The organism is Azospirillum lipoferum, from assembly GCF_024170005.1.
GTDB classification, from domain to species: domain Bacteria; phylum Pseudomonadota; class Alphaproteobacteria; order Azospirillales; family Azospirillaceae; genus Azospirillum; species Azospirillum lipoferum.
Genome location: NZ_JALJXJ010000017.1, coordinates 175,085 through 181,327 on the forward strand (window position 1 = coordinate 175,085; position 6,243 = coordinate 181,327).

A 6,243-nucleotide genomic window follows, 5' to 3' on the forward strand; every position below is an offset into this window, starting at 1 on the left:
CCCAAAATTTGGCCATAAAGCTCAAAACCTTGTTATATATACATCCGCCTTATAGCATGCAGCACAGCCGGGGCAAACTCTCTGAACGCGGCGCGTATGGTTGATATACTTTCACGGGAAAAGCGCTCGGCGCTAATGGCATCGGTTCGCACAGTAGGAACCAAGCCGGAAATGCGGGTCCGGAGGGTCGCCTACAGCTGTGGCCTGAGGTACCGCATAGCTCCACGAGGTGTGCGGGGCCGACCGGACCTTAGCTTTTCGGGTGCCCGAATAGCAGTTTTTGTACATGGCTGCTTCTGGCACGGTCACGAGGGCTGTCGTAAGGCTAAACTGCCTACAACCAACAGTGAATTCTGGGCAGCGAAAATCCAAAGCAACCAAAGGCGTGACATAGAAATACAAAGTCACCTTATTGCAGATGGCTGGCGCCATATAGTTATATGGGAGTGTGAAACAAAAAATTATGCGACAATTGTTGAGCGATTGGCGCCAGTTATAACTCACTATCGCGGATCAGAATTCCTATCCAGGGCTATAGAAGCGAGTATAAAGTAACATAGTGTTTCAAAATAGGAGTTTTTATCGTGCGGTATTGGTGGGTAAACCACAGCAAAACCTATCGCCAAGAAATTGACGGCGGGTATATTTGGTCTCCGAAAAGGGAAAGCAACGGCACACGTAGTCAATTTTACGATAATCTTCGGATAGCGGCCCCAGGTGAGCCAATTATATCATATGCTAAAGGGAATATTATCGATATAGGCCGGGTTTCTGATTTTTCATTTACCGCAATGAAGCCTACCGAATTTGGAGGAACTGGCAAGAACTGGAATCCGGAGGGGTGGCTTTTGCCAGTTTCCTGGTCCAGAGTCGCCAAACCAATCCGAATTGATAGCCTTATTCTTGGGTTACGGCCATTACTTCCAGAAAAATATTCCCCCTTCGACAGAACAGGTCGCGGAGCTCAAAAAGCATACCTGACAGAGATCAGTAAAATTGCATTTGATTTTGTTTCATCAAGCTCTGGTTTTGATAAAATGTTAGAAAATGACTTCATAAATGAAACCCGCTCTGATGAGTTTGTTGTGAAGGAAGAGAATAAGTTAGAGCATGATTTAGAATGCGATGAAAGCTTGTCAACGACGGAGAGATACCAACTAATATTAGCCCGCAAGGGGCAAGGCATCTTCCGGAAAAATGTGGCGTCTATTGAGTCAATGTGCCGTATAACTGCTCTGAAAACACCAACCCTCCTCATTGCAAGTCATATCAAGCCTTGGAGACTGTGTTCTAATTCTCTTGAACGCCTGGACGGCAACAACGGGCTCCTATTGGCCCCGCATGCTGATCTTTTATTCGATCGCGGGTACATTAGTTTCGATAACGACGGGACTCCTATCTTTTCAGGCAAAATTAGCGAGAACGACCTTATGTTGCTCGGGCTAAAAAGGACGCCCCTAGCCCCACCGCTTGCCTTTTCCCCAAAGCAAATACCCTACTTAGACTATCACAGATCATGTGTTTTTTTGCTGTAAAAGTCATTTTAACTGAGCCAGAATTGCAGATAAAACTCTTCAATGTCACCTATCAGCAATCTAAAGCTCTCGGATAAGAAGAGCGACAGCAAGATAAAGGGGAGGTTCGCGGTCGTCCTTAGCCGTTGATCTTCCTCGATTTCCCTTGTGTACACTTTTCCCAAGGCGAACATAGGCGAACCTACCTCTGTTCCCAATCACCCCATCCGTATTTGGTCAAGGGGTAGGCTGCGGCATATCATTGATCTGGTCGAACCACCACCTGCTGCTCGCCTCTCCACCTCACGATACCTCGTGTGAAGCCACACCCTGGACCACCGAACCCTTGGCAACGCTTTCCAGAAGATCGGCGGCCAGCCGCAAGGCAGAGGCATCCAACACGCTCAAGCTGGCGCGGATGCGCTCAGAAACGCAGGTGTCCGGATCGGATGGTGCATCCGAATCGACACCGGGCATCGGTGCCAAGCCAAAGGCTTGATCGGGAGTCACCGCCAGCACCGTGCACAGGCGAATGAAGCGGTCGGGGTGCAGGTTCTGTTTGGCCGTGCCGGCGATGTAGCGACTGAACACTTTGTAGCGGACGCCGACACGCACCGCCGTCTCGTCCACACCCAAACCAAGGAAATCCATACGGCAGCGGAGCCGTGTCGTCAGCGCGCTCATGGTCCCACCATGGCCGCGCCGAACTCCTTATCGTTATGGGATAAGGCGCGATTGCAAATCCAAAAAAAACTTATGCCCCGCCTGATGGGCGATGATCGAGACGGGCCAGAAGACCATGGCGCTGTTCAAGGCTTTCCCAATGCCTTCTATTCAGCGGGCAGTTCGGTGTCTCCGCTGTCTTCCCCTCCGATCGTAGAGCGCCCGCTTCCCACTCGATGATGGGCCAGCCGATCAAGCAGATCGGCCACGAGCCGCCGATCCTCCCTCGGCAGCGTTTGAGCTCTCTCCAAGATTCGCGCCCGCTCCGGTGCGAGAGCATCGATGGTCACTGAATCGGCACCGTCCATCGGCTCCACCCCAAGCGCCTGATTGGGACTGATTGCCAGCACCTCGCACAGGCGGAGGAACTGATCGGGCTGCAAACCATGATCGAGCGTACCGGTGAGGAAGCGGTCCAGCGTCTTATGGTCGATTCGAACGCGACGGACCACTTCCGCCTTCGTCAGTTGCCGGTGCGCCATGCGGTCGCGCAATCTTTTCGCCCAATCGTTCATAGCCGCGAACATGTTCAGGTTGGATGGGAGCAGAAAATGGGATAATATCAGATCATAATTCCCATATTCACCGATAGCCTTGCCATGAAGTCCAGCATTGTCCCCGTCCTTTGCCCGGCCCACCAGCGGCTGCACCATCGTGTCGTGATCGCCGGCCGCCACACCGGCATGGCGCTGGAGGCGGCGTTCTGGCGCGCACTGCGCGACATTGCCGTCCGTGAGGGGACGACCGTTGACGCCCTATGCACGGACATCAATCGGCGTCGCGGCTCTGCGCCACTCCCCACCTCAGTTCGGGTATTTGTCGTGTCCTATTATCGGCAGGCCACCCCGGCTCTCCAAACCAATTCCGCATCAGATAGCGCTTCCCTCTCACAAGACTTACTCAAGGAAGCGCTTGAAGCAATGATTCAGCCAGACACACCTATATCAGGGAAGCATCATTAGTACCATATTCTTAAAATCCCCCACAATCATCTTCCAGAAAACATAGGGCCGCCATGGATACTACTAATCACAGCGATGCTCTCTTTGAAAACTGGCCTTGCTCGCGTTCGAGAAGAAAGGCCAGACCGGAGCCAGACCGTCAAGGGTGCGCCGCCCCTGCGGCGCATCGCTTGCGCGACGGCCTTTGGCCGCCCTTGACCGTCCGTCTCCGGCCCGGCAAAGGCTATCCATGCGAGCAAGGCAGAATGTGGCTGATCGAGCAGCCACCACCCAACAAGAGTGAACATACAGTTTCGCCTGGAACCTCGAACAGTAATCCAGCGTCAGCTTCTTAATCTCAATCATCGAAGGTGGACGTACCGTCGGACACAGCTACACTGGTGACCTATGGCCCAAGCGAACGATTTCCTTTTCGGCTTCGCCAAAACTCCGCCAGCCTTATCGCGACGAACGCTCCTGGGAAGTGCAGCTATTCTCCCTGGGGCGGCAGGAGCGCGTATGTTTTCTATTACCGATCCCGTCGCCGTGCTCTGGGAGGAATGGCAACGGGCCATGGCGGAAGCCAACGCCCTGTGCGGCCAATGGAGCGGCGCGGAGCAGACCCTTGCGAAAAGCATTGGCTGGAATGCTGTGGAGGCGGCGGTGACAGTGAACGCCCCTGAAACGCGGGACATGAACGCCATCGCCGAACGCCAGGATGCCCTTGACCGGTTCCTTGACGACCTCGGCCGCCGTATCCTCGCCCTGCCCTCCCAGAGCGTCGCCGGCACCATCGCCAAGCTGTCGCTGGCCTTGGCTGTCGCTGATCCCACGCAACGGGACGAGTTGGAATGGCGGCTGGTGCAGAACGCCTTGAGCGAACTTCGCCAATCAGCACCACGCTGAACTCTGGAATCGTAATCGTTCCTTCACGACACCAGACGAACCACGAAATTCCACTACTCTCCCATATCCGCCACAACGATAAGACCACATACTTTCTCCTATTTTGCTCTAGACTACGATGTACGATACAGTTATTATTTCTAGTATGTTGTTGAAGATTTGAGGTTGAGCGCTCATTTCCGGATTTCGTGCAGAGCATCGTCACGGAGTTCGGCCATGATCGAGGACGACAGCCCCACCCCGGACACGCTGACGGCGGCCAACGACAACGCCGCCGCCATGGCGCGGATCGACCGGGCGGCGCTGATCCTGGCCCGCCTGCTGGGCCGACAGATGGCCCGCGACGCCTTCGAGCGGCTGAAGGCCGCGAACGACAACCGCCCGCCGGACAGCGGCGGGCCCTGACCAGGGACGGACGAGCGATGACCAGGGTTGCCCTCTACGCCCGCTATTCCTCCGACACCCAGAGCGCCGCCTCCATCGAGGACCAGCTCCGCATCTGCCGGGAGCACGTCGGGCGCGAGGGCTGGACCATCGCCGCCTGCTACCACGACGCCGCCCTCTCCGGCGCCAGCATGGTCCTGCGGCCGGGCATCCAGACCCTGCTGGCCGACGCCCGGTGCGGCAGCTTCGACGTGGTGCTGGCCGAGGCCCTGGACCGCGTGTCCCGCGACCAAGCCGATGTGGCAACGCTGTTCAAGCACCTGCGCTTCGCCGGCCTGCGCCTCGTCACCCTGGCCGAAGGCGACATCAGCGAACTGCACGTCGGCCTCAAAGGCACGATGAACGCGCTGTTCCTCAAGGACCTCGCCGCCAAGACGCACCGCGGCTTGCGCGGCCGGGTGGAGAAGGGCAAGGCCGGCGGCGGGCTGTGCTACGGCTACGACGTGGTCAAGCGCCTGGGCAGCGACGGCGAACCCGTGCGCGGCGAGCGCACCATCAACGAGGCCCAGGCCGCCGTGGTCTGCCGCGTCTTCCGCGACTTCGCCGCCGGCGTTTCCCCACGCACCATCGCCCGCCGCCTGAACGACGAGGGCGTTCCCGGCCCGGACGGCACATTGTGGACTGACTCGACGTTGCGCGGCCACGCCAAGCGCGGCACCGGCTTCCTCAACAACGAGCTCTACATCGGCCGGCTGGTGTGGAACCGGCAGCGCTACGTCAAGGACCCGACGACCGGCAAGCGGGTGTCGCGGATCAACCCGCCGGAGGCCTGGATCGTCACCGAGGTTCCCGCGTTGCGCATCATCGACGACGCGCTGTGGCGCGCCGCCAAGGCCCGCCAGGAGGCTCTGGCGGCCGTGCATGCCGGCCCCATCGCCGCCGTGCGCGCTTCCTTCGCCGCCCGTGCCGCCAACCCGCTCAACGCCGCCCATCGGCCCCGCTCGCTGCTGTCCGGCCTGCTGGTCTGCGGGTGCTGTGGCGGCCCCTTCACGCTGCGCGGCCAGGGGCGCTACGGCTGTTCCCAGCATATCCTGAACGGCTCGTGCGCCAACAGCCGGACCATCCCGCGCACCGCCCTGGAGGAACGCGTGCTGGCCGGCCTGAAGCATCGGCTGATGGCGCCGGACGTCGCCGCCGAGACGATCCGCGCCTACGTCGAGGAAACCAACCGGCTCAACCACGCGCGCCGCGCTTCCGGCGAGGCCGAGCGCCGGGAACTGGCCCAGGTCGCCCGCGCCATCCAGGACATCCTGGCGCTGATCGAGAGCGGCGCCGGCAGCCGCACCCTGGTGGCGCGGCTCCGGGAGCTTGAGACGCGGGAGGACGAACTGAACGCCCGCCTCGCCCAGGTCCCGGTGGACCTGCCGGACGTTCACCCGAACATCGCGCAGCTCTATGCCCGCAAGGTGGCGCGTCTGGCCGAGGCGCTGAATCGCCCGGAGGAACGCGACGAGGCCGCCGGTGCCATCCGCGGGCTGATCGAGAAGATCACGCTCACGCCCGGCCCCAAGCGCGGCCTGTTGGAGGTGACGCTGTGCGGCGAGCTCGGCACGCTCCTGGAGTGGGTGGCCCAAAAGCAGAACACTCCCGGCCCAGGGGGCTCGGGAGTGTCTGTATCGGTGGTTGCGGGGGCAGGATTTGAACCTGCGGCCTTCAGGTTATGAGCCTGACGAGCTACCGGGCTGCTCCACCCCGCGGATGTATCAGTGTCGGGT

The 6,243-nt window shown here is 59.1% G+C and carries 7 protein-coding genes and 1 tRNA gene; 5 read left to right on the top strand and 3 right to left on the bottom strand.

The window, feature by feature from the left end; genetic code table 11:
* Positions 1–96: 96 nt before the first annotated feature.
* Both J2848_RS36240 and J2848_RS36245 read left to right on the top strand, forming a co-directional pair.
* A complete protein-coding gene (locus tag J2848_RS36240) occupies positions 97–555 on the top strand; it encodes a very short patch repair endonuclease (RefSeq protein ID WP_149234065.1) in 459 nt (152 codons plus the stop codon).
* Between the two features lie 29 nt (positions 556–584).
* On the top strand, positions 585–1,535 hold the full coding sequence (locus J2848_RS36245) for an HNH endonuclease (RefSeq protein ID WP_170307200.1): 951 nt from the start codon (positions 585–587) through the stop codon (positions 1,533–1,535).
* Positions 1,536–1,817: 282 nt separating this feature from the next.
* Here the strand turns inward: J2848_RS36245 and J2848_RS30165 are convergent, their stop codons facing one another.
* Both J2848_RS30165 and J2848_RS30170 read right to left on the bottom strand, forming a co-directional pair.
* Positions 1,818–2,198, bottom strand: coding sequence for a helix-turn-helix transcriptional regulator (locus J2848_RS30165; RefSeq protein ID WP_149234063.1), 381 nt, complete (start codon positions 2,196–2,198; stop codon positions 1,818–1,820).
* 146 nt (positions 2,199–2,344) lie between these two features.
* Positions 2,345–2,890, bottom strand: coding sequence for a helix-turn-helix domain-containing protein (locus tag J2848_RS30170; protein ID WP_149234062.1), 546 nt, complete (start codon positions 2,888–2,890; stop codon positions 2,345–2,347).
* Between the two features lie 30 nt (positions 2,891–2,920).
* Between J2848_RS30170 and J2848_RS36250 the strand changes: the two genes are divergently transcribed.
* The 3 genes from J2848_RS36250 (at position 2,921) to J2848_RS30180 (ending at position 6,192) form a co-directional block, all read left to right on the top strand.
* Positions 2,921–3,199, top strand: coding sequence for a ribbon-helix-helix domain-containing protein (locus J2848_RS36250; protein ID WP_366520499.1), 279 nt, complete (start codon positions 2,921–2,923; stop codon positions 3,197–3,199).
* 552 nt (positions 3,200–3,751) lie between these two features.
* Positions 3,752–4,084 carry a hypothetical protein gene (locus J2848_RS30175; RefSeq protein WP_149234060.1) on the top strand — a complete coding sequence of 111 codons (333 nt, stop codon included), beginning with the start codon at positions 3,752–3,754 and terminating at the stop codon, positions 4,082–4,084.
* Positions 4,085–4,506: 422 nt separating this feature from the next.
* Positions 4,507–6,192, top strand: coding sequence for a recombinase family protein (locus tag J2848_RS30180; protein ID WP_149234179.1), 1,686 nt, complete (start codon positions 4,507–4,509; stop codon positions 6,190–6,192).
* Here the strand turns inward: J2848_RS30180 and J2848_RS30185 are convergent.
* A tRNA-Met gene (locus J2848_RS30185) sits at positions 6,149–6,225 on the bottom strand. The two genes, J2848_RS30180 and J2848_RS30185, sit on opposite strands and share 44 nt — an antisense overlap.
* Between the last annotated feature and the right edge of the window lie 18 nt (positions 6,226–6,243).